Annotated in this window: 28 protein-coding genes; 11 read left to right on the top strand and 17 right to left on the bottom strand. The window is 69.3% G+C overall.

The features are described from left to right. Positions 1-80: 80 nt before the first annotated feature. The 5 genes from ACWCRB_RS22185 to ACWCRB_RS22165 are packed head-to-tail and all read left to right on the top strand — an operon-like array spanning position 81 to position 4161. Positions 81-803 carry an SDR family NAD(P)-dependent oxidoreductase gene (locus ACWCRB_RS22185; RefSeq protein ID WP_450997677.1) on the top strand — a complete coding sequence of 241 codons (723 nt, stop codon included), beginning with the start codon at positions 81-83 and terminating at the stop codon, positions 801-803. Beyond that, positions 800-1330, top strand: coding sequence for a carboxymuconolactone decarboxylase family protein (locus tag ACWCRB_RS22180; protein ID WP_450997676.1), 531 nt, complete (start codon positions 800-802; stop codon positions 1328-1330). Before ACWCRB_RS22185 ends, ACWCRB_RS22180 begins: the two co-directional genes overlap by 4 nt. A 37-nt stretch (positions 1331-1367) precedes the next feature. Further along, entirely contained in the window at positions 1368-2633 is a 1266-nt protein-coding gene (locus tag ACWCRB_RS22175) for an aromatic ring-hydroxylating oxygenase subunit alpha (protein ID WP_450997675.1), read from the top strand. Beyond that, a complete protein-coding gene (locus ACWCRB_RS22170) occupies positions 2620-2940 on the top strand; it encodes a hypothetical protein (RefSeq protein WP_369031691.1) in 321 nt (106 codons plus the stop codon). Before ACWCRB_RS22175 ends, ACWCRB_RS22170 begins: the two co-directional genes overlap by 14 nt. 6 nt (positions 2941-2946) lie before the next feature. Next, positions 2947-4161, top strand: coding sequence for a metal-dependent hydrolase family protein (locus tag ACWCRB_RS22165; RefSeq protein ID WP_450997674.1), 1215 nt, complete (start codon positions 2947-2949; stop codon positions 4159-4161). Positions 4162-4253: 92 nt separating this feature from the next. On the opposite strand, the gene ACWCRB_RS22160 is transcribed toward ACWCRB_RS22165, so the two are convergent. Genes ACWCRB_RS22160 through ACWCRB_RS22135 form a run of 6 tightly spaced genes read right to left on the bottom strand, consistent with a single transcriptional unit; the run spans position 4254 to position 10289 of the window. Continuing rightward, on the bottom strand, positions 4254-5045 hold the full coding sequence (locus ACWCRB_RS22160; RefSeq protein WP_450997673.1) for an enoyl-CoA hydratase: 792 nt from the start codon (positions 5043-5045) through the stop codon (positions 4254-4256). A gap of 29 nt (positions 5046-5074) precedes the next feature. Continuing rightward, on the bottom strand, positions 5075-6223 hold the full coding sequence (locus ACWCRB_RS22155; protein ID WP_450997672.1) for an acyl-CoA dehydrogenase family protein: 1149 nt from the start codon (positions 6221-6223) through the stop codon (positions 5075-5077). Next, on the bottom strand, positions 6220-7071 hold the full coding sequence (locus ACWCRB_RS22150) for an acyl-CoA dehydrogenase family protein (RefSeq protein WP_450997671.1): 852 nt from the start codon (positions 7069-7071) through the stop codon (positions 6220-6222). Before ACWCRB_RS22150 ends, ACWCRB_RS22155 begins: the two co-directional genes overlap by 4 nt. Then, on the bottom strand, positions 7061-8002 hold the full coding sequence (locus ACWCRB_RS22145) for an NADPH:quinone oxidoreductase family protein (protein ID WP_450997670.1): 942 nt from the start codon (positions 8000-8002) through the stop codon (positions 7061-7063). The genes ACWCRB_RS22150 and ACWCRB_RS22145 overlap by 11 nt, the downstream gene beginning before the upstream one ends. Further along, a complete protein-coding gene (locus tag ACWCRB_RS22140; protein WP_450997669.1) occupies positions 7999-9015 on the bottom strand; it encodes a phosphotransferase family protein in 1017 nt (338 codons plus the stop codon). Before ACWCRB_RS22140 ends, ACWCRB_RS22145 begins: the two co-directional genes overlap by 4 nt. Then, positions 9012-10289 (bottom strand): acyl-CoA dehydrogenase family protein, encoded by a 1278-nt coding sequence (locus ACWCRB_RS22135; protein WP_450997668.1) that lies wholly within the window; start codon positions 10287-10289, stop codon positions 9012-9014. The genes ACWCRB_RS22140 and ACWCRB_RS22135 overlap by 4 nt, the downstream gene beginning before the upstream one ends. A 175-nt stretch (positions 10290-10464) precedes the next feature. On the opposite strand from ACWCRB_RS22135, the gene ACWCRB_RS22130 reads away from it, so the two are divergent. Beyond that, a complete protein-coding gene (locus ACWCRB_RS22130) occupies positions 10465-11115 on the top strand; it encodes a TetR/AcrR family transcriptional regulator (protein WP_369031699.1) in 651 nt (216 codons plus the stop codon). Positions 11116-11188: 73 nt separating this feature from the next. Here the strand turns inward: ACWCRB_RS22130 and ACWCRB_RS22125 are convergent, their stop codons facing one another. From ACWCRB_RS22125 to ACWCRB_RS22110, 4 genes are all read right to left on the bottom strand, one after another. Further along, the gene (locus tag ACWCRB_RS22125; RefSeq protein WP_450997667.1) at positions 11189-12073 is read right to left on the bottom strand and encodes a glycoside hydrolase family 19 protein; all 885 of its coding nucleotides are present in this window, start codon (positions 12071-12073) and stop codon (positions 11189-11191) included. 229 nt (positions 12074-12302) lie between these two features. Then, positions 12303-13628, bottom strand: a complete 1326-nt coding sequence (locus tag ACWCRB_RS22120; RefSeq protein WP_450997666.1) for an aldehyde dehydrogenase family protein — start codon at positions 13626-13628, stop codon at positions 12303-12305. Positions 13629-13771: 143 nt separating this feature from the next. Then, the gene (locus tag ACWCRB_RS22115) at positions 13772-14212 is read right to left on the bottom strand and encodes a MarR family winged helix-turn-helix transcriptional regulator (protein ID WP_450997665.1); all 441 of its coding nucleotides are present in this window, start codon (positions 14210-14212) and stop codon (positions 13772-13774) included. 100 nt (positions 14213-14312) lie between these two features. Further along, on the bottom strand, positions 14313-14666 hold the full coding sequence (locus ACWCRB_RS22110; protein WP_450997664.1) for a YciI family protein: 354 nt from the start codon (positions 14664-14666) through the stop codon (positions 14313-14315). A gap of 99 nt (positions 14667-14765) precedes the next feature. Between ACWCRB_RS22110 and ACWCRB_RS22105 the strand changes: the two genes are divergently transcribed. Next, on the top strand, positions 14766-15812 hold the full coding sequence (locus tag ACWCRB_RS22105; protein ID WP_450997663.1) for an acyl-CoA dehydrogenase family protein: 1047 nt from the start codon (positions 14766-14768) through the stop codon (positions 15810-15812). 88 nt (positions 15813-15900) lie between these two features. On the opposite strand, the gene ACWCRB_RS22100 is transcribed toward ACWCRB_RS22105, so the two are convergent. The 6 genes from ACWCRB_RS22100 to ACWCRB_RS22075 form a co-directional block, all read right to left on the bottom strand. Next, positions 15901-17049 carry an LLM class flavin-dependent oxidoreductase gene (locus ACWCRB_RS22100; protein WP_450997662.1) on the bottom strand — a complete coding sequence of 383 codons (1149 nt, stop codon included), beginning with the start codon at positions 17047-17049 and terminating at the stop codon, positions 15901-15903. A 42-nt stretch (positions 17050-17091) separates the two neighbouring features. Further along, the gene (locus tag ACWCRB_RS22095; protein ID WP_450997661.1) at positions 17092-18276 is read right to left on the bottom strand and encodes an SfnB family sulfur acquisition oxidoreductase; all 1185 of its coding nucleotides are present in this window, start codon (positions 18274-18276) and stop codon (positions 17092-17094) included. A 4-nt stretch (positions 18277-18280) separates the two neighbouring features. Next, complete coding sequence (gene ssuE / locus ACWCRB_RS22090; RefSeq protein ID WP_450997660.1) at positions 18281-18835, bottom strand: NADPH-dependent FMN reductase; 555 nt, start codon at positions 18833-18835, stop codon at positions 18281-18283. An 83-nt stretch (positions 18836-18918) separates the two neighbouring features. Then, positions 18919-20136, bottom strand: coding sequence for an acyl-CoA dehydrogenase family protein (locus ACWCRB_RS22085; protein ID WP_450997659.1), 1218 nt, complete (start codon positions 20134-20136; stop codon positions 18919-18921). A gap of 13 nt (positions 20137-20149) precedes the next feature. Then, entirely contained in the window at positions 20150-21331 is a 1182-nt protein-coding gene (gene sfnG, locus ACWCRB_RS22080; protein WP_450997658.1) for a dimethylsulfone monooxygenase SfnG, read from the bottom strand. 110 nt (positions 21332-21441) lie between these two features. Continuing rightward, complete coding sequence (locus ACWCRB_RS22075) at positions 21442-21519, bottom strand: putative leader peptide (RefSeq protein WP_353962189.1); 78 nt, start codon at positions 21517-21519, stop codon at positions 21442-21444. 143 nt (positions 21520-21662) lie between these two features. On the opposite strand from ACWCRB_RS22075, the gene ACWCRB_RS22070 reads away from it, so the two are divergent. Continuing rightward, entirely contained in the window at positions 21663-22625 is a 963-nt protein-coding gene (locus ACWCRB_RS22070; RefSeq protein WP_450997657.1) for a LysR family transcriptional regulator, read from the top strand. A gap of 79 nt (positions 22626-22704) precedes the next feature. Beyond that, positions 22705-23145 carry an SPW repeat protein gene (locus ACWCRB_RS22065; RefSeq protein ID WP_450997656.1) on the top strand — a complete coding sequence of 147 codons (441 nt, stop codon included), beginning with the start codon at positions 22705-22707 and terminating at the stop codon, positions 23143-23145. A gap of 57 nt (positions 23146-23202) precedes the next feature. Here ACWCRB_RS22065 and ACWCRB_RS22060 read toward each other — a convergent pair whose 3' ends face one another. Next, positions 23203-24666, bottom strand: coding sequence for a hydrolase (locus ACWCRB_RS22060; RefSeq protein WP_450997655.1), 1464 nt, complete (start codon positions 24664-24666; stop codon positions 23203-23205). 190 nt (positions 24667-24856) lie between these two features. Between ACWCRB_RS22060 and ACWCRB_RS22055 the strand changes: the two genes are divergently transcribed. Together ACWCRB_RS22055 and ACWCRB_RS22050 are read left to right on the top strand one after the other, a co-directional pair. Next, positions 24857-25144: a GlsB/YeaQ/YmgE family stress response membrane protein gene (locus ACWCRB_RS22055; RefSeq protein WP_450997654.1), complete on the top strand. Its 288-nt coding sequence runs from the start codon at positions 24857-24859 to the stop codon at positions 25142-25144. A gap of 156 nt (positions 25145-25300) precedes the next feature. Then, positions 25301-26182: an N-acetyltransferase family protein gene (locus tag ACWCRB_RS22050; RefSeq protein WP_450997653.1), complete on the top strand. Its 882-nt coding sequence runs from the start codon at positions 25301-25303 to the stop codon at positions 26180-26182. Positions 26183-26316 lie beyond the last annotated feature (134 nt).

The following is a 26316-nucleotide window of genomic DNA, read 5'->3' as shown; positions in this document are numbered from 1 at the left end:
CATCGAGCCGAGATCCGCACGGCACTACCCGGCGGACCAGCAGCGAGAATAGTCTTCTCAATCACGGAAGGGAGATTTCCATGATCGACACGATGAAGACCGCGGTCGTCACCGGAGGTGGCTCCGGAATCGGGCTGGCGATCGCCGAGCGACTGAAGACCGACGGCTACCAGGTCGCGACCCTCGACCTGAACCCCTCCGACTCGGCCCCGGCGTTCGCACAGACCGCCGACGTCACCGACCGCGCCCAGGTGGACGCGGCGCTGGCCGCCGTCCGGGAGCGGCTCGGGCCGGTCACCGTCCTGGTCAACGCGGCCGGGGTGGCCGGCTACAAGCGCTTCCAGGATCTGACGTTCGCCGCCTGGCAACGGATCATCGACGTCAATCTCAACGGCGTCTTCCACTGCGTCCAGGCCGCGCTGCCCGACATGCTGGAGGCCGGCTGGGGCCGGATCGTCAACATCTCCTCCTCCAGCGCACAGTCCGGGCAGCAGTTCATGACGCACTACGTCGCGGCCAAGTCGGCGGTCAACGGCCTGACCAAGTCACTCGCGCTCGAACTGGGCCCGGCCGGCATCACCGTCAACGCGGTCCCGCCCGGCTTCATCGACACACCCATGCTCCGCAAGGCCGAGTCGCGCGAGCTGCTCGGCGGGACGGTCGAGGAACACATCGAGCGCACTCCGGTACGACGGGTGGGGCGCCCCGAGGACATCGCCGCGGCCTGCGCGTTCCTGGTCTCGGAGGAGGCCGGATACATCACCGGGCAGATCCTGGGCGTGAACGGCGGGCGCAACACGTGAACCGCACGCGCCGCGTCACACCCCTCCCGTACGCCGAGTACATGGAGGCGCTGGGCCCCTCGGCGCCCGACGCCCGCAAACCGCCCTCGAACGCGCTCGGACTGCTCGCCCGGCATCCCGACCTGGCCAAGGCGTTCCTCGCGTTCAACAAGTACCTCCTGGTCGACTCGACGCTGCCCAAACGAATCCGCGAGCTGGCCGTCCTCCGCGTGGCCTGGCGACGACGGTGTCAGTACGAGTGGGCACAGCACGTCCTGATCGCCCGGAAGGCCGGAGTCACCGACGAGGAGATCGACCTCGTCCGCACCGGAGCCCCCACACCCCTCAACCGGGCGGTGGACGAGCTGGAGACGGACTCGCAGCTGTCCGACGCGACATACGAGGCCCTCACCGCGGACCTGGACGACCACCAGCTCATGGATCTGGTGTTCACGGTCGGCACGTACGGCCTGCTGGCCACGGCCTTCAACACCTTCGAGGTGGAGCTGGATCCAGGAATCCCGGAAGAGAACTTCAATACCTCGTGATGAGAATGCTATTCTCATTTTGGAGAAGGGAGTGATCATGCCACACTTCGCCAAGCCGGCGGCCGGAAGCTGGACCGAGCAGTACCCCGAGTTGGGCACGAGTCCGGTGAACTACGAGGACTCGATCGACCCCGCGTACTACGAGGCCGAGCGGGAGGCCGTCTTCAAGCGGACCTGGCTGAACGTCGGGCGCGTGGAGCAGGTACCGAAGACCGGCAGCTACTTCACGAAGGAACTCGCCGCCGCCGACACCTCGCTGATCATCGTGCGCGGCAAGGACAAGGAGATCCGCGCCTTCCACAACATCTGCCGGCACCGCGGCAACAAGCTGGTGTGGAACGACTTCCCCGGCGAGGAGGTCAAGGGCACCTGCCGTCAGTTCACCTGCAAGTACCACGCCTGGCGCTACAGCCTCGACGGCGATCTGACCTTCGTCCAGCAGGAGCAGGAGTTCTTCGACCTGGACAAGGCGGACTACGGCCTGAAGTCGGTCCGCTGCGAGATCTGGGAAGGGTTCATCTTCGTCAACCTGGACCCGAACGCCCAGCCGCTCAAGGAGTACCTCGGCGAGTTCGCCAAGGGCCTGGAGGGCTACCCCTTCCACGAGATGACCGAGGTCTTCACCTACAAGGCCGAGGTCGGCAGCAACTGGAAGCTGTTCATCGACGCGTTCGCGGAGTTCTACCACGCGCCCGTCCTGCACATGAAGCAGGCCGTCAAGGACGAGGCCGACAAGCTCTTCAACGTCGGGTACGAGGCGCTGCACTACGAGATCCACAGCCCCCACTCGATGATCTCGTCCTGGGGAGGCATGTCCCCGCCCAAGGACCTGAGCATCGTCAAGCCCATCGAACGCGTTCTGCGCAGCGGCCTGTTCGGCCCGTGGGAGGCCCCCGACATCGAGGGGCTCGACCCGCTTCCCCCAGGGCTCAACCCGGGTGGGCACCGGGCGTGGGGGAACGATTCCTTCGAGTTCTTCCCCAACATGACGCTGCTGATCTGGAAGCCCGGCTGGTATCTGACGTACCACTACTGGCCGACGGCGGTGGACAAGCACATCTTCGAGGCCAACCTGTACTTCGTGCCCGCCAAGACGGCACGCGAGCGGCTGAAGCAGGAGCTCGCGGCGGTGACGTTCAAGGAGTACGCCCTTCAGGACGGCAACACCCTGGAGGCCACGCAGACCATGCTCAAGAGCCGGGTCGTGACCGACTTCCCGCTCTGCGACCAGGAGTTGCTGCTCCGCCATCTGCACAAGACGGTCGCCGACTACGTCAAGGAGCACACCGATGCTGCCCAGTGAGTTCGCGGTGCTCGAACCGTTCGGCGCATGGGTCCTGGAGACCGAACGGGAGCGCTACAGCAAGCGGCTGGCCAGCTCCATGGAGGAGATGCAGGCCTTCTACGACGTGGCGTTCCCGCTTCTGGAGCAGGCCTCCGACCACCTGGACAAGTTCCCGCTCGACGAACTGCCGGAGCCCGAGCGGAACTTGCTTCTGCTGATGTTCTCCCTGGTGAACGTGTCGTTCCCGGTCGAGGTGTGGAAGCAGGCCCGGGTGCCGGACAGCGGGGCCGCCTATATGGACCTCGTCGTCGAACCCAAGGTCTGACCGGTCGTGGTCACGCTCAGAGCGGCGCGTGTACTGCACGTCGAGACCGGGGAGTTCGAGGAACCGGGCCTCGTCCATGTCGACGGGGACCGCATCGCGCGGACCGGCGACGCCGGGGGTGACGTACTCGACCTGGGGGACGTCACCCTGCTGCCCGGTCTGATGGACATGGAGGTCAACCTCCTGATGGGCGGCCGGGGCGAGACCCCGGTCCTGTCCATGGTCCAGGACGATCCGCCGCTGCGCATGCTGCGGGCCGTGGGCAACGCCCGGCGCACCCTCCGGTCGGGCTTCACCACGGTCAGGAACCTCGGGCTGTTCGTGAAGACCGGCGGCTATCTGCTGGACGTCGCCCTCGCGAAGGCCGTCGACGCCGGCTGGATCGAGGGGCCCCGGATCATCCCGGCCGGGCATGCGATCACGCCGACCGGCGGTCATCTGGACCCGAGCGTGTTCGGCGCGCTGGCCCCCGGCATCATGCCGCTCTCCCTGGAGGAGGGCGTCGCCAACGGGGTCGACGAGGTGCGCAAGGCCGTGCGGTACCAGATCAAGCACGGGGCGCGGCTCATCAAGGTCTGCGCGTCCGGGGGTGTCATGTCCCATACGGGCACGCCCGGCGCGCAGCACTACTCCGACGCGGAGTTGCGGGCCATCGTCGACGAGGCCCATCGGCGCGGGCTCAAGGTGGCCGCGCACACGCACGGGGCCGACGCGGTGCGGTCGGCGGTGGAAGCGGGCATCGACTGCATCGAGCACGGCTTCCTGCTGGACGACGACACCATCGCGCTGATGGCGGAGCGCGGCACCTTCCTCGTGCCGACGACCGCGCTGATCGACGGCATGGACGTCTCCCGGGCCGCGCCCGAACTGCGCGCCAAGGCCGCCGAGGTCTTCCCGCACGCCCGGTCGGTCGTCGCCAGGGCCGCCAAGGCGGGCGTCCGGATGGCGGTGGGCACGGACGCGCCGGCGATCCCGCACGGGAAGGGCGCCCAGGAGATGGTCGCGCTCGTCGAACGGGGCATGGAGCCCCTGGAGGTGCTGCGAGCTGCGACGGTCAACGCGGCCGAGCTGATCGACGCGGACGACCGCGGGCGCATCGCGGAGGGCCTGCTCGCGGACCTGATCGCCGTACCGGGCAACCCACTTGAGGACATGTCGGTACTGGCCGACGTGCGGTTCGTCATGAAGGGGGGCAAGGTCTTCCGCGACGAGCGGGCATGACGCGAGCCGCATGAACAGGGCCGCTCGGCGGGGTACCGCACACCCCCGCCGAGCGGCCCGCTCGTACGTCCGCCGCCGCAACTCCCGTGCGGCTACTGGCTCTTGATGTGCTCCTTCATGCCCTCCAGCCGGGTCAGCACCGGATACCCGCTCACGCTCAGCGCGTTCCCGTGCCCCGTCTCATGGATGTCGAACACCGACTGGATCGCCGCGTAGAAGCCCTGGACGTCGAGGCTCTGGTTGACGGCCCGTTTGGCCTGCCGGAGCCCGAAGGGCGGCATCTGGGCGATACGGTCGGCCAACTCCATGGTGGCCGCGTCGAGTTCGTCGAGCGGGACGACCTGGTTGACCATGCCGACCCGCTCCGCCTCGGCCGCCGTGACGGCCCGCCCGGTGAAGAGGATCTCCTTGGCCTTGCGGGCGCCCAACTCCCAGGTGTGGCCGTGGTATTCGACGCCCCCGATGCCCATGTGGACGACGGGGTCGGAGAATTCGGCGTTCTCGGCGGCCACGATCAGATCGCAGGGCCAACAGAGCATGAGCCCGCCCGCGATGCACTTGCCCTGCACGGCGGCGATCGACGGCTTGGGTATGTTCCGCCAGCGCAGGGTGTATTCGAGATAGCGGCGGGTCTCCGCGTTGTAGATCCACTCCAAGGTGATCTCCTTCGGCCCCGGCCAGCGGTCCTTGAGATCGTGCCCCGCGGAGAAGTGCCGCCCGTTGCCGCGCAGCACGATGACGCGTACGTCCTCGTCGGCCGCCGCCCGGCTCCACGCGTCGTCGAGATCGTCGAGGAGCGACATCGTCTGGGCGTTGGCGACCTCGGGCCGGTTGAGCGTGATGACCGCGACCCGGTCCTTGACCTCGTACAGAATCTGGTCCATCTGCGTGCTCCCTCTATCGGTCCCGGCGGCTATCTGGGCAGGCCGAGGATGCGCTCGGCGATGATGTTGCGCTGGATCTCGGAGGTGCCGCCGGCGATGGTCCCGCCGAAGCTGCGCGCATACCGTTCGAACCAGCTCGACGAGAACACCTCCATGTTCATGTGGAAGTGCGGGGCCGTCGAGGCGGGGTGGCGCAGAGCCTCGGTGCCGTGCGCCTCCAGGGCGCGCAGAGTGGCGTTCTGCACGGCCTCCGAGCCGAACAGCTTGAGCACGGACACCTCAGCCGGGTTCCGGTCGGCGCCGAGCTGCCGGTAGCCCAGCAGCTTCAGCGCCTGGAAGTCCATGAGCAGCGTGGCGTACCACTCCTCGTCGCACGCCGCGTCCCGGATCAGGTCCTCAAGCCGCTCGGCGTAGCTCAGCCACAGCAGGGTCCGTTCGTGCCCGAGCGAACCGTTGGCCACCTTCCAGCCCTCGTTCAGCGGGCCGACCAGGTTCTCGCGGGGCACCCGGACATCGGTGAAGAACACCTCGTTGAAGTCGAAGTCGTCGGGGTCCGCGATGGACCCGAAGGGCCGCCGGACCACGCCCTCGGTGTCGGTGGGGATCAGCAGCACGCTGATCCCCCTGTGCTTGGGCGCCTCGGGATCGGTGCGTACGAACGTCAGCAGTACGTCCGCGTCATGAGCGCCGGAGGTCCACACCTTCTGCCCGTTGACGACGAAGTGGTCGCCCTCCAGGGCCGCGCGCGTACGCAGCCCGGCGAGGTCGGAGCCAGCGCCCGGCTCGCTCATGCCGAGGGCGGCCGTCATGTCCGCGCGCAGGATGGGCGCGGCCCACCGCTGCTTCTGCTCCTCGGTGCCGAAGCTCAGGATGGAGGCGGCGATGATGCCGACGCCCTGCGGATTGAAGCTGTGGTAGATCCGGCGCCGGGACATCTCCTCGGCGTGGGCGAGCAGTTGGGGCAGGGTGGCGTCGCGTCCGCCGTACTCGGGCGGGTTGCCGGGCACCAGCCAGCCCGCGTCGAACAGCTTGCGCTGCCATGCCCGCGCCCACGGAGGCACGTCCGCGCTCGACTTGGCACGAGGGACGGCTTCCTCGGCGGTGGGCAGGTTGGCGTCGAGGAAGGCGGCGAACTCGGCCCGGAACTCCTCGATCTCGGGGTCGGCGGCGAGTCTCATACCAGCAGCGCCTTCCTGTGTACGGACGCCGTACCCAGCAGCAGGTCACCGGCCTTGGCCCGTTTGAGGTGGATCTGCAGTTCGTTCTCCCAGGTGTAGCCCATCGCGCCGAAGAGCTGGAACCCGCTCTGGAAGCACAGCCGTTGACACTCCCCCGCCGCCGCCTTGGCCATCGCGGCGGCCCGCGCCCGTTCCGGGTCGTCCTCGGCGATGGTGAGGGCGGAGTAGAGGGCGAGCGCCCGGGCCCGCTCGATCGCGACGTACATGTCGGCGGCCTTGTGCTTGACCGCCTGGAAGGACCCGATGGGCACGCCGAACTGCTGCCGCTGCTTCACATGCGCGACGACCAGATCGAGGATGCGCCGACAGCTGCCGACGGTGGAGATCGCCAGCCCCATCAACGCCAACTCCGGCACACCGGCGACCAGTTCAGGCTGGTCGACCCGGGCCACATGGATGGTCGGATCGAAGACGGCGACCCGCTCGGAACGCACCTCTGCCCCACCTCGCACGACCACACCGTCCGAGGTGAGGAGCGCGATCTCGTCCGCCCGGTCGGCGTCGAGGACGAACTCACCAACGCCGTCGAAGACGGCTGTCCCCGAGCCGTTCGGCAGCCGTCCGGCCAGCGGCGCGAACCAGGTGGCCGTGGCCAGGAAGGGCGTCGGATCAGCTGCGTACCCCAACTCCTCCAGGATGATGGCCAGTTCCACCGGAGGGGCCTCCAGCCAGCCCAACTCCAGGTAGATGGACCAGAGTTGGTCCTCGGGCAGGGCCCGCGACTTGGCCACCGTCTCGCGGACCATGCGTTGCAGCATCCGCTGGTCCTCGTCGAATTCAAACTCCACGGGCGACCTCCAGAAGAACCTTGCCGATAGCACCCCGGCCGAGCCGCAGCGCGGCTCCCACCTCGTCGAGCGGGTGGACGGCATGGATACGGGGGTTGATGGCCCCCTCGGCGAACAGTCGGTGCAGTTGGGTGCGGGCGGCGACCAGCGCTTCCCGGTCGTGCCGGGCCCAGCCGCCGAAGTCGAAGCCGTGGATCGTGACGCCCTTGAGCATCGCCAGGTTCAAGGGGATGCTCGGTATCTCCCCGCTCGCAAAACCCACGTTGACGAACCGGCCGCCCCAGCGCATCCCGCGCAGCGCCTGCTCGGAGTGCGGCCCGCCGACCGGGTCGACGACGACATCGGCACCGCCGACCTCCTGAAGCGCGCGTTTCAGGTTCTCGTACGGCAGGACGGTCTGGGCACCGAGCTTGGCGCAGGCGGCGCGTTTCTCCTCGCTCGACGCCACGGCGATGACCTCCGCGCCCAGCAGCAGGGCGAGTTCGACGGCGGCGAGGCCGACCCCGCCGGCGGCGCCGAGCACCGCGACCCGCTCGCCCTCCTGTACGTCGGCGACCAGGCGCAGGGCGTTGAACGCGGTGGCGTGCGAGACGCCGAAGGCCGCCGCGCGTTCCATGGGTACGGCGTCGGGGACGCGGTGGAGGCTGGTGGCGGGGACGGCGACGCGTTCGGCGAAGGCCCCGACGAAGGCGGAGCCGAAGACCCGCTCCCCGGCGCGGAAGCCGTGCCCGTCCCGGACGACCACGCCCGCGAACTCGCTCCCCGGGGTGAAGGGCACCTCGGCCTTCACCTGATACGCGCCCTCGATGACCAGCACGTCGGCGAAGTTGACCGCCGCGTACTCCACATCGACCAGCACCTCGCCCGTCGGCTCCGGAACCTCCTCGACGACCACCGGGCCGCCGAGGGTGTGACAGCGGGCGGCTCTCATAGCCGGGTCGTCGCGGCCAGTTCGGCGGCCTGGGCGGCCATCGTCAGGACCGTGTCGCCGTAGAAGGCCATCTTCGGGTTGCCGCCCTCGCCCTTGACGTGCCGGGCGTAGCCGCCTTCGAGGACGATGGCCATCTTGAAGCGGGCCAGCACCACGTAGTAGTCGATCTCGCTCACGTCCCGGCCGCTGACCTTGGCGTAGTGCTCCAGCAGGTCGGCCCGGTCGGGCATGCCCTCGTAGCTCACGTACCCCTTCTGGGTGCGGTCCTCGTCGGCGTTCGGCCAACCCATGATCACCCAGGCGAGGTCGAGGAGCGGGTCGCCGACGGTGGCCATCTCGAAGTCGACGAGGGCGGCGAGGCGGGCGGGGGCGCCGTGCTGGAACATCACGTTGGCGAACTGGTAGTCGCCGTGGATGATGCCCGGGGTCCAGTGGCTGGGCCGGTGCGCGCGCAGCCAGTCGGCGGCGGTGTCGAGTCCCGGTATCTCGCGGAACTTGAACTTGGCCAAGTGGGCCTGCCAGCGATCCACTTGACGGTCGTGGAAGCCGTCGGGCCGCCCGAAGCCCTCAAGCCCCTGGGCCCGCCAGTCGACGTTGCCGAGCCGGGCGATGCCCTCCACCAACTCGTAGGCCAGGCCGGGTCGCAGGGCGAGGTCGCTCTTGAAGGGTTCGGGCCAGCCGCCCTCGACGTTCATCGGCGACCAGCCGTCGACATGGCCCATGAGGTAGAAGCAGGACCCGATGACCTCGGTGTCCTCGCACACCGCGACGGCCTCCGGATGCGGCACGTCCGTCCCGTTCAGGGCGTTCAGCACCCGGAACTCCCGGAGCATGGTCTCGTTGCGGCCCGGCGGGACCTTCTCGGGCGGCTTGCGCAGCACCAACTGGCGGTCGCCGCGCCGGACTTGGTAGATGTCGTTGGAGGTGCCCCCGGAGATGAGGGAGACCTCGACGGGTTCTCCGGGGGCGATGTCCTGGCCGTCCAGCCAGCGGGCGAGCGACTCGGTGTTCACAGGTTCTCCAGCTGCTTGCGGGCCCACTCCCGGCGTGCGGGCAGATGCTGGGTGGGCCAGAGTCCGGGGGTGGCCTCGTAGCCGCGCAGGAGATCGCGGGCCACGGTGATCTTGTGGACCTCCGTCGGTCCGTCGACGACGGCCATGACGGCCGCGCCGGTCCACATGTCGGCGAAGGGCATCTCGTTGGAGACACCCAGGGCGCCGTGCAGATGCATCGAGCGGTAGACGACGTCGTGCAGCACCTTCGGCGTCAGGAACTTGATCGCCGCGATGTCCTTGCGGACGCGTTTGTAGTCGTTGTACTGGTCGATCTGCCAGGCCGTGTAGAGGACCATCAGCCGGAACTGGGTCAACTGGGCGTAGGAGTCGGCGAGATCGGCCTGCACGAGCTGCTTGTCCGCGAGCCTGCTGCCCTGGGTCTCCCGTGACAGCGCGCGCTCGGCCATCATGTCCAGCGCCCGCTGGCACTGCCCGACGACGCGCATCGCGTGATGGACGCGTCCGCCGCCCAGCCGCGTCTGGGCGATGGCGAACGCCTGACCCTCGCCGCCGAGCAGCGCGTCGCCGGGGACGCGGACGCCGTCGTACGCGATCAGCGCGTGCATGCCGTCCTCGGGGCCCTCGCCGAGCAGCCCGACGTTCCGCTCCATCCGGATGCCCGGGGTGTCGCTCGGCACCAGGAACATCGACATGCCCTTGTAGGGGCTGACGTCCGGGTCGGTCACCGCCATCACGATGACGAACTTCGAGGTGCGGGCGTTGGAGGAGAAGTACTTTCGGCCGGTGATGACCCAGTCGTCGCCGTCGCGTTCGGCCCGGGTGGTGAACATCTTCGGGTCGGCGCCGGCCTGCGGTTCGGTCATCGAGAAGCAGGAGAAGCACTCGCCCTCCAGCAGGGGCTGGAGGTAGCGCTCCTTCTGTTCCTCCGTGCCGTAGCGGGCGATGATCTCGGCGTTGCCGGTGTCGGGAGCCGCCGTACCGAAGATGACGGGGGCCCAGCTCGACGTACCGAGGATCTCGTTGATGAGGGCCAGCTTCAGCTGTCCGAAGCCGCGTCCGCCCAGTTCGGGGCCGAGGTGCGGGGCCCACAGGCCCTGGTCGCGCACCTGTTGCTTGAGGGCGCGGACGACCGGGCCGGTCTCGTCGTCGAGGGGATGGTAGGCGCGGTCGGGGTAGAGGAGGTCCAGTGGGTCCACGCGCTCGGCGCGGAACCTCCTGATCCACTCCAGCTTCTCCTCGAACTCGGGCTCGGTGGAAAAGTCCCATGCCATGTCAGACGACCCTCGTTTCGACGACTCGATGCCGCGCGGGCACTGCTCCGGACGTCCGCGATGCAGGTGAGAATAACATTCTCATTCCATGCAAGTAAGAGTCTCGAAAGTTGCGGTGCGTGATTCGGTAGGGAGCTTCGCCTGGTTACCGCTGAAGTGCAGTATCGTTCTACAGGTGACCGCCATCCCCGAAGAGCCAGCGTGGCGCCAACGCGCCGTCGAGCGATCCACCCGTGCCGCCAAACAGCGTGCTGAGCAGCGCGTTCAGCGCTTCCTGGACGCGGCGCAGGAACTCATCGCGGAGAAGGGGACGACAGACTTCACCGTCCAGGAGGTCGTCGACCGCTCGAAGCAGTCGCTGCGCAGCTTCTACCAGCACTTCGACGGCAAGCACGAGCTGCTGCTGGCCCTGTTCGAAGACGCCCTGTCCACGTCGGCGACCGAGATCCGCGAGGCCACAGCGGGCACTGGCGAGCCGCTGCCCCGCCTCCGGATCGCGGTGGAGATGCTGTTCGAGCAGTCGCTGCCCAACCCCGGTGTCCAGCGCCCCCTGTTCAGCGACTTCGCCCTGCAACTGCTGGTCAAGCACCCGGCCCAGGTGGCCACCGCGCATCTGCCCCTGTTGACCCTGTTCACAGAGCTTCTGGAGCAGGCCGCCGAAACAGGCAGCATCCACGCGGACAAGCCCCGCCGGCTGGCGGCGCTCCTCATGCAGACCGTCATGTTCTCTGCGCAGGCCAACGGCGTCCCCTCGGACAGCCACGCGCACCCGGTGACCGCCGACGAGGTGTGGCAGTTCTGCCTCGGCGGTATCTCGGGCGCGTGAACCGCCGCTGCCGCGGAGAGCGACGTTCTCACTCTCCGCGGCGACGAGGCGGACGCGTCAGCAACTGGACGCGTCAGCAGTAGAGGTTGCCGCCGGGGCTGACGCCGAGGATCGACGCGAAGCGCTGGTAGGCATCGACGCGGCTCTGGACCTGGGCGGGGTTCTTCCCGTCGCACTCCAGCGAGCCGTTGATGGACCGGATGGTCTGTCCGAAGCCGGCCTGGTTGACCATGGCGTTGTGCGGGGTCATCGTGCCGGGACCCGACTGGGTGTTCCAGTACCAGAGTCCGGTCTTCCAGGCGACGGCCGCGTCGTTCTGCACCAGCCAGGGGTTGCCCAGCAGGTTGAGACCGAGTGCGTCACCGGCGGCCTTGTAATTGAAGTTCCAGCTGAGCTGGATCGGACCGCGCCCGTAGTAGGCCGCCTGGCCCGCCGGGCAGCCGTAGGGCTGGCTCCAGTCGCAGTAGTGCGGGTAGTTGGCGGTGTTCTGCTCCACGATGTGGACCAGCCCGCCGGTCTCGTGGTTGACGTTGGCGAGGAACGCCGCCGCCTCCTGCTTCTTCACGGTGTCGCTGCCGGTCTTCGCGAACGCTGGATAGGCGCTCAGCGCGGCGGTCAGCCCGCTGTACGTGTAGAACGAGTTCCGGCTCGGGAACATCTGGTTGAACTGCGCCTCGGAGACCACGAATCCGGAGGGCACGGTTGAGCCGTCGCACGCGTACGGCTCCCAGTACCAGGTGCTGATGGTCGGGTCATAGCCCGGGTTGTCGTGCTCGGCTATGTACGCCTTGCCGTCCGTGTAGCGGACGATGTTGCCGGTGACGTATGCCTTGCCGGCCACCCAGGCCGGGTAGCTCGAACACGCCGCGGCGGACGCGCTCGGTGCCGGCAGGAGCACCGGCGCGGCAGTTCCGAGGACAAGTGCGGTCAGGAGTGCGGAGATACGGCGCCTCGACACAGGATCAACTCCTTCGCGGAGCACGGCCGCTCCCGCCCAAGGGCAGCGCGGGGCTAGCCCTTGGCGCACGTGCCGGCCTCAGCCGGCCACGGCGTGGGGCGGCCGTGGTGGGGGGTGTGGAGGCACACTCAACTCCCTTGGTCTGGACCAGTCAAGGGTATAGACCAGCCAACGCACCAAAGGGGGGCCCGAGTTCCGCGAAGACGAGTTCCGCAAAAGCGGTGGCGAGTCAGCTCAGCGGCTTCGCCAGGACCGCCTTGCGGTGGCTGAACGTCTCGATCGAGTAGCGGCCGTGGTAGCTGCCCATACCGCTCTCCCCCACCCCGCCGAACGGCAGGTCGGAGACGGTGAGATGGGCGAGCGGCAGCCCGTAGCCGACGGCGCCGGAGGAGGTCTCGGCGGCGATGCGCTCGCGGGTCGTGCCGGACTCGGTGAACACGTACAGCGCGAGCGGCTTGTCGCGGTCGTTGATGAAGCCGATCGCCTCGTCGAGTCCGGGCACGGTGACGATGGGCAGGATCGGTCCGAAGATCTCCTCCTGCATCACGGGCGAGGCGGGGTCGACGTCGGAGAGGACGGTCGGCGCGATGTACTTCGTCGTACGGTCCTTGGCACCGCCGGTGACAATCCGGCCCGAGTCGAGCAGTCCGGCGAGCCGGTCGAAGTGCCGTTCGTTGACGATGCGGCCGTACTCGGTGGAGGTGGCCGGGTCCGCGCCGAACAGCTTCTCGACGGCCTCGGCGAGCGCGGGCTCCAGCGCGGCGGCGGTCCCGGGGTCGGTCAGGACGTAGTCGGGGGCGACGCAGGTCTGGCCGGCGTTGAGGAACTTGCCCCGGACCAGCCGGTCGGCGACGACGTCCACATCGATGCCGGTGTCGACGAACGCCGGGGACTTACCGCCGAGTTCGAGGGCGACCGGGGTGAGGTGCTCGGCGGCGGCGCGCAGCACGATCCGGCCGACCGCGCCGTTGCCGGTGTAGAAGATGTGGTCGAAGCGCTCGGCCAGCAGGGCCGTGGTCTCCGGGACGCCGCCCTCGACGACGGCGACCGCGTCCGTGTCCAGGTACTGCGGCAGCAGCCGGGCCACGATCTCGGAGGTGGCGGGGGCCAGTTCGCTCGGCTTGACCACCACGGCGTTCCCGGCCGCCAGCACGCCGACGACGGGGGCCAGCAGCAGCTGCACCGGGTAGTTCCAGGGGGCGATGACCAGGACGACGCCCAGCGGGTCGTACTGCGTCCAGGCCGTGGCGTCGGCACCGAGGTGCTTCGGGACCGGCGCCGACTCGGGGCGCAGCCAGCCGTCGAGGTGGTCGAGAGTGTGGTCGATCTCCCGGATCGTGAAGTCGATCTCCGTGCGGTAGGCCTCGGCCGAACTCTTGCCGAGGTCCGCGTGGAGAGCGGCGGCCACGTCGTCGCCGTGCTCCGTGAGGAGTTCACGCAGGCGGCCGAGCTGCCCCTTGCGCCACTCGACGGGCTTGGTGCGGCCCGTACGGAAGGTGGTGCGCAGGCGCGCCACGATGTCGGCGGGCTGCTCGGTGGACGTGGGGTGGTTCACGGTGCCTCGCTCAGGCTCGATGCGTACTCAACGTTCTCGATGTTCTCGATCACCAGGCCAACCCCGCACCCGGCAAAATATATTCCCCATACATGAAAGTAACCAACGGTGACCGATGCTTACCACAGGTGTCGATGTCGACGTCAGACCTGGGCCGTCGTCTCGTCGAGGGTCGCGGCCAGCCGGTCCAGGAGGGCGCGCAGCAGTTCCTCGTCGCCGTCGCTGAGCAGTGGCCAGTCCGCGCGGACCTCGCGGTCGATGCGGCGCCAGTACTCCGTGCCGCGCGGGGTGAGGTGGACGAGGATGCGGCGGCGGTCGTGCGGGTCGACCCGGCGGTGGACGAGGTTCTGGTCGACGAGGTGGTCGACCAGCCGGGTCAGGGTCGGCGGCGGCAGGAAGGCTGCCTCGGCGATGGCGGTCATGTGGTGACCGGCGCCGTCGGAGAGCAGGGCGAGCACGCGCCAGGCGTCGAGCGAGCAGCCGTGCTCGTCCAGGACGGGCTGGAGACGGCGCGCGGCCAGCCGCTCGGCCCGGGTCAGGAGCCGCAGAAGGTCCTGGGGCCGGCGCTGCGACGATGTGGTCATCCTGCTCCTCGGTCCCGGGGGTGCGTACATCGTATGAGACGGAATCGTATGAGCGGGACGGAAGTTCGCCGGATCGCCCCGGAACCATGATGCCGGTCCATCAGTCGTCGACCTCGCCGAGGAAGGGACGGACCTCGACCGGCAGGGTGGTGGCCAGTGCCGCCTTGCGGCCCCACTCCAGGGCAGCGTCGAGGTCGGGGGCCATGACGAGGCAGATCCCGCCGAGGAACTCCTTGTGCTCGGCGTAGGGCCCTTCGATCACCTCGACCTCGTCGCCCAGGGGCCGCACCACGGTCGCGGCGTCCGGGCGGTGGAGTCCGCCCGCGAAGACCCAGGCCCCGGCCTCGCGCAACTCCTCGTGGAAGACGTTCAGTCTGCGATTGATCTCCACCATGGTTTCGGGCGCGGACGGTTCGCCGACCGGCTTCATGGCACTGAGCAGGTAGTACTTCATCGCGTCCTCCTGTGCATCACGACTCTGCCCCCCTCTCCTACACGAAGGGAGCACCGCTGTAGAGACACAACGCACCCCGACACCGGGAGAATCTCGTTCATGACCGTCACTCCGCACCCGCTCGTCACCGAAGCCCGCCAACTCGCCGCCGAGGTCCTGGCCCCGCAGGCCGGCCGGGTCGACCAGGAGGGCGTGCCCGCGAGCAGCATCAAGGCCATCAAGCGGTCGGGGCTGCTCGGAGTGAGCGCGCCGAAGGAGTACGGGGGTGCGGGCGCGCCCGCCTCGGTGGCCCGCGAGGTCGCCGAGATCCTGGCCGGGGCATGCTGCTCGACCTGGTTCGTCCAGACCCAGCACCACACCCCCGTGAAGCTCCTGACGGAGTCTCAGCTCCCCGTACGGCAGCGCCTGTTGGGCCCGCTCTCGACGGGCGCACTGCTCTCCGGCATCGCGTACGCGCATCTGCGTTCCTTCCCGCACGTCCTGGTGCGGGCGGGGTACGAGCGCGGCGGCTGGCGCTTCGACGGGACGGTCCCCTGGTACACGGGCTGGGGGCTGAACGACGTCATGCTGCTCGCGGGGCTGACCGACACGGACGAGGTGGTGTTCGCCTTCGCCGACGCGCGCGAACAGTCGGGGCTGCGCGCCTCGCCGATCATGCGCCTCGCGGCCCTCACCGCAGCCCGTACGGTGTCACTCGAACTGAAGGGCCTCCGGCTCCCGGACGAGGCGATCGTCCTGCGCACCCCGCGCGAGAAGTTCGCCCTCGACGACCTCCCCCGCGCCACCAACACCAACCCGGCTGTGTTCGGCGTGGCATACGCGGCCCTGGACCTCCTCGCCGCCCACCCCGACGCCACGGCAACGGCCCGCTCCCTCCGCACCCGCCTGGACGCCGTACGCCGCAACGCATACGCCCTCGCGGACCACCGCCGCCCCCAGGAACACATCGCCCAACGCCTGGCCCTCAAAACGAGCGCCTACGACCTCATGCGCACGGCCACAACAGCGGCGATCGTGGCAGGAGGAGGCCGCTCCCTGGACCTGACCAGCCCAGCCCAACGCCTGGCCCGAGAGGGCATGTTCCTCCTGATCCAGGGCCAGACGACGGACGTACGCACAGCACACCTGGGCTCACTGACCGACTAGCCCCTGGAGGGCGCGCAGCGCACCCTCCAGGGGCGCGGGGAACTGCGCGACAAGCCCCCACCGGGCCGCGGCCGACAAACCCTGAGCACTAACTCGCGAAAGGCACCTGCGCAGCCGGTGCCGCAATCGCCTCACCAAACGGATGCCTCCACAACCCCCGCGCCGCCAGCCGAGGCAACACCCCCTCCCCGAACCAGTACGCCTCCTCCAGATGCGGATACCCGGAGAGCACGAACTCGTCGATCCCCAGAGCGTGGTACTCGGCGATCCGGTCAGCAACCTCCTCATGGCTACCGACCAGCGCGGTACCCGCCCCACCCCGCACCAGCCCGATACCGGCCCACAGGTTGGGGTAAATCTCCAGCCCGTCCCGGTTGCCGCCCCCGTGCAGCGCCAGCATCCGCTGCTGCCCCTCCGACTCACTCCGCGCAAGCCCCGCCTGGATGTCCCGCACGGTCGCCGGGTCGAACCCGGCGAGGATCCGGTCCGCCTCCGCCCACGCCGCCTCGGCGGTGTCGCGGGTGATGACGTGCAGCCGGATCCCGAACCGCAGGGTGCGCCCCTGCTCGGCGGCCAGCCCCCTGACCCAGGCGATCTTCTCCGCGACCTGGGCCGGCGGCTCGCCCCAGGTGAGGTACACGTCGACGTGCCGGGCGGCGACCTCACCGGCGATCGGCGAGGAGCCCCCGAAGTACACTTCGGGCACCGGATCGGGCACGCGGGCCAGCTTCGCGTCCTCGACCTGGAGGTGCTCACCGGTCAGATCGACCGTCTTGCCTTCCCACAACTCCCGTACGACTTCGAGGAATTCGCCCGTACGACGGTATCGGGCGTCCTTGTCGAGGAAGTCGCCGTAGGCCTTCTGTTCGTGGCTCTCGCCGCCCGTGACGACGTTCAGGAGGAGCCGTCCGCCGGACTGGCGCTGGAAGGTGGACGCCATCTGCGCGGCGAGGGTCGGGGAGACGAAGCCGGGGCGGAAGGCGACCAGGAACTTCAGGCGTTCGGTGTGCTGGCTGACCATGGCGGTGGTCAGCCAGGCGTCCTCGCACCAGGCGCCGGTGGGGGTGAGCGCGCCGACGAAGCCCAGATCCTCGGCTGCGCGGGCGATCTGGCTCAGATAGGCGACCGTCGGCGGGCGGTTCTGTCCGAAGGCGGTGGCCGGGGTGCCGTGGCCGCCGCCGACGACATGACGGCTGTCGCCGTTGGTGGGGAGGAACCAGTGAAAGGTGAGGGACACCGAAGATCTCCGATCGGGAACGTCGCGGGGAACGTCGTCGCGTTACAGCAGGCCGTGGCGGGGCGGTTTCGTGCCGTTCAGTACGTAGCGGCCGATGTGCTGGATCTTCCAGCGGGCCGGGTCGTGCAGGGTGTGGGTGCGGGCGTCGCGCCAATGCCGGTGCAGGTTCAGGGAGTTGAGCGCCGAGCGGGTGCCGGCGACCTCGAAGAGGGCACCGGTGACCTCCACGGCGGTGGTCGCCGCGTGCGCCTTCGCGACGGCCACCGCGATGGACGCCTCGGCCGCCGACTCGTCGGTGAGGTCGGCGCGGGCCGCGTCCACCGCACGGGCCGCCTCACGCAGCAGCGCCTCGGACGCCCGTAGCTGGACGGCGAGTTCACCGAAACGCTGGATCAGCAGCGGGTCCTCGGCGGCGGTCTCGGCGCCGCTCTCGAACCAGGGCCGGCTCTTGGTCCGCACGAACTCCACGGCCTCGGCGAACGCTCCCCCGGCGATGCCGACATCGATGGCCGTGTGCAGCAACTGGGCCACAGCGCCGTGGAGTTGGGGTCCCTGGAAGGTGAGGTGGTGCGGGAGGACCCGGTCGGCCGGGACGGGGACCGCGTCGAGCCGGACAGTGCCGCTGGCCGTCGTACGCTGGCCCATGCCGTCCCAGTCGTCCACGACCGTGAGGCCGGGCGCGTCGCGCGAAACGTACGCCACGTGCAGGTTGTCGTCCTCGGTGCGGGCGAGGACCGGGATCCAGTCGGCGAACAGGGCGCCCGTGGAGTAGTGCTTGACGCCGGTCAGCACGTACGAGCCGTCGGGCCGGCGCTCCAGGCGGGTGCGGATGTCCTGGACGTGCTTGGTGCCCGCCTCCGACTGGGCGTTGCCGAGCCGTCGGCCCGCGAGGATCTCGCCGAAGAAGAACTCCCTTTGCTCTTCGGTCCCCTGACGGCGGATCACATTGACGTACACGAAATGGCTCTGCGGGATCTGGGCGAGGCTCGCGTCGGCCGAGGCGAGCAGCCGGAAGATCTCGGCCAGGGTCTCCTGGCGTACGTCCGCTCCCCCGTACTCGGCGGGCACCGTGACCGCGAGCAGTCCCGAGGTGGAGAGGCGGTCCAACTCCGCGCGGGGGAGCCGCCGTTCGGCGTCCCGCGCGGCGGCCCCGGTGCGGAACTCGTCCGCCAGGGCCGCCGCCACGGTCAGGGCCTCCACGTCGTCGGCGATGACTTTCGCGGTCATGGGATCAGACCGCCGCGGCGAGGATCGGGGAGCGGCCGAGCGCGGTCGAGAACTGGTCGAGGACCTGGGTGAGGGCCTCGGCGGTGGCCGGGGCGACGGAGATGGAGCCGTCCTCGTGGGCGGTGATGTCCTTGTCCAGGGTGAACCAGCCCTGGACGATGTGGGCGGCGCCCATGGAGTTGAGGACCGGGCGCAGGGCGTAGTCGATGGCCAGGACATGGGCGGTGGAGCCGCCGGTGGCCAGCGGCAGCACGGTCTTTCCGGTGAGCGCGTACTGCGGGAGCAGGTCGAGGAGCGCCTTGAGAACACCGGAGTAGGACGCCTTGTAGACCGGGGTGCCCACGACGACTCCGTCGGCGCGCGCGAACAGCTCGGTGGCCTCGACGATCGCCGGGTGCCGGAAGTCGGCGCCGAGCAGGGCCTCGGCGGGGATGGTGCGGACGTCGAGCGGGATCACCTCGTGGCCCTGGGCGGCCAGCCGGGAGTCCAGGTGGCGCAGGAGCTTGCCGGTGCGGGAGGAGACGGAGGGGCTGCCGGAGACGGACAGGACGGTGGCCATGGGTCCTCTTTCTGGAGGCTTTCCGGGGGCGTTCCGGAGGTCGGGGTGCCTGCGCGCCGGCGCAGGCACCCCGAGGGAAGTGGTCAGGAGTACCAGGTGGGTTCGGGCAGTTCGCCTTCGAGGACCCAGCGGCCGACCTCGCGCCGCTTGTAGGCGACGGGGTCGTGGAGGGTGTGGGTGCGGACGTTGCGCCAGAACCGGTCGAGGCCCTCGGTGCTCGCCGTGGAGCGGGCGCCGGTCACCTCGAAGATGCGGCCCGCGATCTCCAGGGCGACATCGGTGGCGCGGGCCTTGACGGCGGCGACCCTGACCTCGAAGTCGCCGCGCGTCTTCGGGGTGACGGCGTCGGGGTCGTCGTGCAGCCGCTGTCCTTCGGCGGCGACGGTGTCGGCGAGCGCCTCGACCGCCCAGAGCTTGGCGGTCAGATCGCCGTAGGTGTCGATGACGTACGGCTCGTCGACCGCCCGCTCGTGTCCACCGTGCAGCCAGGACCGGGCCTTGGTGCGGGTGTAACCGGCGGCCGTCTCCAGTGCGCCGGCCGCGATGCCGAGGTAGAAGTTGGCGAACACCAGTTGGATGGTGGGGACGTTGAGGGTGTTGTAGGTGCGCGGCCGGAACTCCCTGTCGACGTAACCGGCGGCCGAGGACCACGGCGTACGGACCCGGTCGAGGGTGACGCCGCCGCTCTCGGTGAGGCGCTGGCCGATGTTGTCCCAGTCGTCGTGGAAGGTCAGGCCCTCGGAGTCGGAGGGCACGATCGCGAAGACATGCTGGTCGGTGCCTTCCAGGACGCCTTCGAGGACGGTGACGTCGGAGACCCTGCTGCCGGTGGAGAAGGACTTGCGGCCGGTGAAGAGGAGGTCGTCGCCGTCCTCGGTGACCACGACGTCCTTGTCGCGCGGGTTGACGGCCCCGCCGAAGAACCACTGGCTGCGGGCGGCCTCGGCCTCCACGTGCTCCCACTGTTCACGGGTGCCGACCAGCCGGGCGGCCCAGTTCCACAGGTAGTGGTAGCCGAGGAGCTGGCCGATGGAACCGTCGGCCTTGGCGACCTCGCGGACGACCCGGTAGGCCGTCGTCCAGTCCTGGCCCCCGCCGCCGTGCTCCGTGGGGCCGAGCAGGGTGACGAGCCCGGAGTCCTTGAGGAGCCGGACCTCGGCGTACGGGGTCGCGCCGGCGCGGTCGCGTTCGGCGGCGTCGGTGGCGAGGACGGCGGCCACCTCGGTGGCGCGGGCGATCCAGTCCTGGGCGGTGTGCGGGGCGGGGCGGGTCCGCCAGTCGGCGGGCGTGGCGATGCTCATCTCGATGACCTCCTCAGACCTGGGCGGGGACGACGGACTCGGGCGCGGACTCGGTTGCGGTGCCGGGCAGTTGGGCCTCCAGCTCACGCACGAGCGGCAGCACCCGCTTGCCGAAGTACTCGACCTCCTCGTGGTAGTGCAGGAAGCCGAGGAGGAGCAGGTCGACGCCGAGCTTCTTGTACGCGACGATCCGCTCCGCGATCTGCTCGGGCGTGCCGATGAGCCCCGTACGGAAACCGTCGTTGTACTGGACGAGGTCCTCGAAACTGGAGTCCTGCCACATGCCCTTGCCGTCGGCGGCGGACTGTCCGGCCTGCTTCACGGCGGCGCCGAAGCCCTCGACGGCCTCCCGGTCGGCGTTCGCGACGATCTCGCGGAGCGTGTCGCGGGCCTCGGCCTCGGTGTCACGGGCGATGAGAAAGCCGTTGAGGCCGAACTTCGGTGCGCGGCGGCCGACTTGGGCGGCCGATGCCCGTACGTCGGCGATCTGCTCGACGACCCCGTCGAAGTCCTTGCCGTTGGAGAAGTACCAGTCGGAGACCCGGCCGGCCATGGCGCGGGCGGCGGTGGAGTTGCCGCCCTGGAAGATCTCGGGGTGCGGGCGCTCGGGGGTGTTGAGGGGCTTGGGCTTGAGGGAGAAGTCGCGCAACCGGTAGAAGTCACCGGCGAGTTCGGTGTGGTCCTCGGTCCAGATCTGGCGCAGCGCCTGGATGAACTCCTCGGAGCGGCGGTAGCGCTCGTCGTGCTCCAGCCAGGGCTCGCCGAGGGCGGTGAACTCGCCCTTGAACCAGCCGGATACGACGTTCACGGCGAAGCGGCCGTTCGACAAGTGGTCGGCGGTGGCGCCGAGTTTGGCGAGGACACCCGGGTGCCAGAGCCCGGGGTGGACGGCGGCGATGACCTTCAGTCGCTGGGTGGCGAGGAGCAGGGCGAGGCTGAAGCTGGTCGACTCGTGCTGGAACTCGGCGCCGTAGCTGGCCATGTAGCGGACCTGGCTGAGCGCGTACTCGAAACCGTTGTTCTCGGCGAGGACGGCGAGTTCGCGGTTGTAGTCGTAACCCCAGTCGGTGCGCTGCTCGATCTTGCTGGTGACGAGTCCACCACTGACGTTGGGGACCCAGTAGGCGAATTTCACGGGCACTGCGGGAACGGCATCTGCGGGAATGGGCTCTGCAGGAATGGGCTCTGCGGGCATGCGGAACTCCTGTTGCGGAATGCGTTTCCGGGCACGCCAATTCCGGCCGGAGCGAAATCCGGCAAGATGTCAGGCGGTTGCGGAAAGGGCGCGGCGGATCGGGACGGGGATCAGGCCGCGGAACAACAGGAGGCGCTGGAGACGCGCGCGAGGTCGACGTGGCGTCGCCGCGTGAGGTCCAGTCGCATCTTCATGCCGTCGATCGTGACAGCCGCCGAAGAGGGCAGTCAAGGAAAACCCGACCGGTCTCGTATCGCGGACCACCTGATTTCACGAAGGCGTGACAGGGAAACCCTTGAACGGGCCGCTCCGGCGCGCGCATTCTGCTGCGGTGCGTATCGAACAGCTGGAATACATCGCGGCCGTCACCCGACTCGGTTCGCTGCGCCGTGCGGCCGAGGAACTACGCCTCTCCCAGCCCGCGTTGAGCGAGACCGTACGCAATCTGGAGCGGGAACTCGGGGTCGATCTGCTGGAGCGCAAACGGTCCGGGGCGACGATGAGCACGGAGGGCCGGGAGCTGCTGCCACACATCGTCAATGTGCTGGACGCGGTGGACCGGCTCAGGGCGGCGGCGGGCGAGCAGCACCGCATCAGCCGCATGGTGCGCGTCGGCACGGTGAACGCGGCGACCGTGCCGCTGCTCATCCCCGCCGTCCGGGAGTTCCGCGCGGCGCACGAGCTGACGCAGGTGGAGGTGGTGGACGTACAGCAGGCGGAGATCCACCGGGGGCTCACGGAGGGTGGTTTCGATCTCGGCCTGGTGAACCAGCTGGAGGGCGACGACGTGCCCGCCGGCTTCGAGAGCACCGAGCTGCTGCGCGGGCGGCCCGTGGTGTGCGTACGTCCGGACAGTCCCCTCGCGGCCCAGCCCGCGGTGTCGGTGACGGACCTGCTCGCCGGGCCGCTGATCGCGATGCGCACCGGGTATGTCATGCACCGCTATCTGCACCGGCTGCTGGGCGGTGACGGCGTGGCGTTCGCGTACTCCACGGACGGCGCCGAGATGGGCAAGCTGATGGTCGCGGAGGGGCTCGGGGCGACGGTACTGCCCGACTTCAGCGTGATCGGGGACCCGCTGGAGCGGTCCGGGATCCTCACCCACCGGCCGATCGCGGAGGACGACACCACCCAGGTGCTGCTCACGCTCCAGCGACGCCGGGCCGAGTCCGTGCCGCTGGCCGCGCGAGACCTGTACGAGGTGTTCGTGCGCCGGGCCCGCGAGCTGGGCGGGACACTCACCGTGCCGGACGGGGCACCCAGCGTCGCCGCACTACGCATAAAGGAAAAATAAGAGCAGAATGCAAGTAGGCGGCATTTACCGCACACCGCATCAGACGCGGTCAGGCCTGCACAGTCGAAGGAGACGAGTCATGGCCAACGTCTCGCCCACCAGAGGTGACATCTCCAGCCACCCTGATGTACACGAAATGCGGGCGCGGTACGCCCGTATGCTCGGCGGTCGCGATGTGGCGCTCGTGGACGGACCGGTGTTCCTCGTCGGTCTGTACTGCGCGGCATCGCCCTGGATACTCCACTACACGACGAGCCAGCCCCCGCTCGTGACCCACAACCTGATCATGGGCATCGCGATCGGCCTGCTGGCCCTCGGGTTCACCAACACTCCCGAACGCATGTACGGCCTCAGTGGGGCCCTGTGCGCGATGGGCGTCTGGATGATCGTCTCGCCGTGGATCGTCGGCGACAGCCCTGACGCGGGTGTCGTGCTGAACAACATCATCATCGGCGTCCTGGCCCTGTTCCTGGGGCTGTTGAGTGCGGGCGCAACAGCGAAGAGCTCCGGCAGGACATAACCGGAAGCGGGCCCGGTCCTTGGAGGGGACCGGGCCGCTCGCCGTTCGACTGACGGTTCAGCTCACGTTGAGTGCCGTGTCGTCGACGACGAAGGACGTCTGGAGGGTGGAGCCCTCCACGCCGGTGAACTTGACGGTGACCGTCTGGCCCGCGTAGGCGCTGAGGTCGAAGCTGCGCAGCGTGTAGCCGCCGGCCGCGTTGAGGTTGGAGTAGGTGGCCAGGGTCGACAGGACCGTGCCGCTGCTGTTGAGGATCTGCGGCTTCAGGGTGTCGTACGCCGTCGAGGTGGTCGTCTCGGCCGTGTCGATGTGCAGATAGAAGCTCAGGGTGGCCGAGCAGCCGGACGGGATCGTCACCGACTGGGCGAGCGTGTCGGTGTGGGCGGAGCCGTAGCCGTCGAGCCATGCCTTGTAGGAGCCGGTACGGGCGGCCTGGCTGCTTGAGCTGGTGATGACACCGCTGGTCGCGGTCCAGGACGAACTGCCGGACTCGAAGCCGGGGTTGGCGAGCAGCTGGGCGACGGTGCAGGTGCCGCCGCCTCCGTCGTCACCGCCGTCGTCGTCGGTGGCACCGGCGAGCCAGGCCGTGGCGTTGAGGGCGAGTTCCGCGTTGGTGCCCGCGGTGTCGTTCCAGCCGTCGTACAGGGTGTTGCCGGACTGGCCGGTGCCGTCGTCGATCGGGGAGCTGTCGCCCCAGAACGCGACCCGGCCGCTGCCGAAGGTGCTGGTGACGAAGAAGGCTCCGGTGTTGCCCGAGTAGCCGGGGCGGTAGACGAGGCCCTTGACGGAGGAATTGGCGGAGGGGCTGAGCGTGGCCGTCGTACCGCTGCGGATGATGCTGCCGGTGACCGTGCCGAAGGAGCCGTTGAGGACAGGGTCGGAACTGTCGCTGATGGCTCGCGGGTCCTCGCTGCTGATGCTGAGCGAGTCGATGGAGAAACCGAAGGGGTTGGTGGAGTCGACGCTGTTGTTGGTCATCAGGTCGTTGACGACCTCGACCCCGTCGTAGCCGTCGTTGTTGCGGTCGGCGCCGCTGTGGTTGGGGATGACGAAGAGTCCGCCGCCGTTCTGCACGAAGGTCATCACGGCGGTCTTCTCGGCCGTGGAGAGCAGGACGTTGGGCTCGGGCAGCACGAACGTGTCGAAGTTCTGCAGGTCCGTGGTGGCGGAGGTGCCGTAGGTGATGGTGCTGCCCGACGGCAGGGTCTTGAGCGAGTAGTCGCCGGTCTGCTGGAGGGCCACACCCCAGGAGGAGATCGCCCCGGTCCAGTCGGTCTCGGAGGACGGACTGGAGTCCTGGCTCAGCGGGTCCGGCTGGCTGGTGCTGATGATCCAGTCGGCGTTGCCGGCCGTCTCGGCCTTGGAGTTGTCGAACAGGACGCGGTGCGGGGTGGCCGCCTCGGCCGGGGCGGCCGTGGACATCTGGACGGCGGCACTGGCGGCGAGCAGACCGAACACGGCAACTGCCGTGGTGACTCCGGAACCGAGTCTTCGATGCGGGGAGCTTCTGAACGAGGGCATCCGGCGAACCTCCGTCTGGGGTGGGAAGAGGTTGTGCGAGGAGGGAGTCTTCGCGCGTAGAACGACCATTGACGGTCTCCTACGCAACGCAGCTTTGAAATGTACATGACCCTTCGGGGGCTGAACAGACTGTCCCGGTCCGCAGCGGGCACTAGCTAGGCATCGGCAATATCGGCATAGAGGGGCGGAAATGACGATCTCCAGCATCATCGGCGCCATCATCATCGGCACCGTCATCGGTGTACTGGGCCGGCTCGTCGTCCCGGGGCGCCAGCGCATCGGCATCCTCTGGACGATCGCGGTCGGCATCGTGGCCGCGCTCATCGGCTCGGCGATAGCCGCCGGCTTCGACGTGTCCGACACGGACGGCGTCGACTGGGTCGAGTGGCTCATCCAGATCGGCCTCGCGGCGTTCGGCGTGGCCGCACTGGACCGGGCGAAGGCACCACGGCGCAGCCACGGCACCAGGCGGCGCTGAGAACTCCCTTGCAGGCACTGAGCGACGGGGACTAAACAGGCCGGGCGGAGTCCTGTTGGCGGTTCACCCGCGCCCCAAGGGGCGCGGGGAACTGCGCGACCAGCCACAACGGACCGCAGCCGAAGTACTGCTACCACTCACCGCCACGGAGACAACTTGCCCCCACGCATCACGGTGCTCGCCGACCCCGACGTCAGCGCGTCGAGCCGAAGGCTCGCCTGGCTGGCCTCCGCCCCGGACGGCACACCACTCGGCTCCGCCTTCCTCCGCCTGTTCACCAGGGAGGGCCAGGAGCATCTGGCCGAGCTGGAGATGACCGTCCACCCTGCCGAGCGCCGGCAGGGGGCCGGCACCACGCTCCTGGACGCCGCCGTCACCGCGGCCCGGACCGACGGACGACGGTCACTCGTCGCACAGGCCGAGGAGGACTCCCCCGGCGACCACTTCCTGGCGGACCGGGGCTTCCGCCGGGTACTGACCCTGACGTACGCCCGGCTGGTCCTGGCCGACGCCGACCTCGCGGAGATCACCCGGCTCGCCGAACTCCCGCACCCCGGCTACCGGTTGACGTCCTGGGAGGGCACCGTGCCGCCCGAGCTGGCCCAGAGCTACGCAGACTCGCGCCGCGCCATGGACGACATGCCGATGGAGGACACCGACTACGGCACGGTCGTGTGGGACGTCGACCGCGTCCTGGCGGCGGCCGAGGCGATCGCGAAGCGCGGCGACCTCCTGCACACCGTGGCCGCGCTCGACACGACGGACGGCTCGGTCGCCGGCTTCTCCGAACTGGTGATCCCGGGCGACGGCCGGGGCGACGGCCAGCACTACGGCACGGCCGTCCTCCCCGAGCACCGCGGCCACGGCCTCGGCCGCTGGATGAAGGCCGAGTCGATCCGCCGGGCCAGCGCCCACCACCCCGGCCTCACCGGCCTGCTCACCGACACCGCGAACAGCAACGCACCGATGCTCGGCATCAACGACGAGCTGGGGTACGTGCCCACGCACCGGGCGGTGGAGTTCCAACTCGACCTGTGAAGCGGCGACCGGCGGCCCGCCCGGTGCTGGTCAGCAGCCCCCGCCCCAGTGTCGGTCGGCTGCCCGCCCCGGTGACAGCACGCGGCTTGCCCCGGGTTGGCCAGCAACCCGCCCCGTCTCGGTCAGCGGCCCAC

The sequence above is a fragment of the Streptomyces sp. NPDC002156 genome, assembly GCF_053593675.1.
Note: the sequence above shows the minus strand (reverse complement) of the source record. Positions and strands in the feature narration are given on the sequence as shown.